A 1,535-nucleotide genomic window follows, 5' to 3' on the forward strand; every position below is an offset into this window, starting at 1 on the left:
ACCCAATAGCCCAGATAGACATAATTCAGCCGCGCCGAGCGCACCTGGGCGATATGGTCGAGAATGAGGAAGGTCCCGAGGCTACGGTGGGCCAGGTCGGGATCATAAAACGAATAGACCATGGACAGTCCATCGGCCATCACATCGGTCAGCGCCACCGCCACCAGCGTCTGGTCGGGGTGATCGCGCAGTCGATATTCCACCAGCACCGACTGCACCGGCGTATCCTCGACCATGTATTCATAGTCCTGATACGACATCTGCGTCATGCCGCCGCCGGCATGCCGGGATTCGAGATAGCGCTTGAAAAGCTCGTACTGTTCGGTGGTCGCCGTCGTCGGGCGCACGGAGATGGAAACGTCGTTATTGGTGCGCAAAACACGTCGGAACCGCGACGAGGCGGTAAATTCCCCAGCCACGATTCGCACCGACTGGCAGGCATTGCAGCCCTCGCAGGCCGGCCGATAGATCAGGTTCTGGCTGCGACGAAAGCCGTTATCGCTCAGCACATGGTGCAGCGCCGATGCTCGGCGTCCGCTGAGATGCGTGAACAGTTTGCGTTCCATATGGCCCGGCAAATACGGGCACGGCATGGCCGCGGTCAGAAAGAGTTGGGTGGCTTCGGGCGACTGGTCGGTCATCTACGACCCATGGCTGCAATCTGTGAAGCTTACCCCTCTCGTCGCTTCCTCGCAATATTTCAATAAAATGCGGCGGCGCGGGCGCTCTGCCAGTGCCGGATCATCGGCGAACGACGCACCATCAGCGTGCCCACCACGAGATCGTGGATCATCTGCCGGCGCGGCGTGAACAGCGCGAACAGCAGCGAGATCGGCCAGCAGATCCAGAAGGTCAGCCAGAAGACCAGCGCGTGAAAAATCGCCATCCACCCGTCGAGCGGCTGCCCGCGCGTCGGCGTCAGCACGATATCCATTGTCTGCATGCCGATGGTCGCCCGGCGCGACGAACCCAGCGTCGCGCCGTAATAGAGCACGATCGCCGCTGGGATGACGAAGACCAGCGCGGCGATCCCGAGCCCAAAGGTCAGCACGCCGACAATGGCGCCGACGATGGTCAGCGCCAGCACCAGGGCGCCCATGATCGCCAGATCGATGAAATAAGCCACGACGCGGCGCGTCAACACGCCATCGAATAGCTCGGGCGCGCTGGCGGGGTCGGGCAGATGGGGGCGGGAGGCGGCATATTCCTGGTTCATGCGCCAGAAATTGTCATGACTTGGCCGCAATGCAAGGCCTTTGGGTACATTTCTCTCTGTGCTTCGTTCCACACCCGGCCTATCCTCCCCACAGTCCAGCCCCAAAATACGAGTCGTGGCCCAGGTCCGCCTCGTTCACCGGAAATCCCAATGTCGACGACTTCTGCCCCCGCGCCGCTGACCGATCAGCCTTTGCGCGGTCTTGCCCTCATCATCGGGGCAACCCTGCTGTTTGCCTATAACGATACGACCAACAAGCTGCTCATCACCGAGTACAACGTGCCCATGGTGGCGGCCATCCGCTATATCGGTCACTGCC

Annotated in this window: 2 protein-coding genes; both read right to left on the minus strand. The window is 61.3% G+C overall.

The window, feature by feature from the left end; genetic code table 11:
- Nucleotides 1–641: arginyltransferase (locus J0I64_RS15380; RefSeq protein ID WP_291409804.1), on the minus strand; the 641-nt coding region annotated here is incomplete at its 3' end.
- 59 nt (nt 642–700) lie between these two features.
- Entirely contained in the window at nt 701–1,216 is a 516-nt protein-coding gene (locus J0I64_RS15385; RefSeq protein WP_291409806.1) for an RDD family protein, read from the minus strand.
- Between the last annotated feature and the right edge of the window lie 319 nt (nt 1,217–1,535).

Source organism: Devosia sp., assembly GCF_017307565.1.
Classification (GTDB): Bacteria; Pseudomonadota; Alphaproteobacteria; order Rhizobiales; family Devosiaceae; genus Devosia.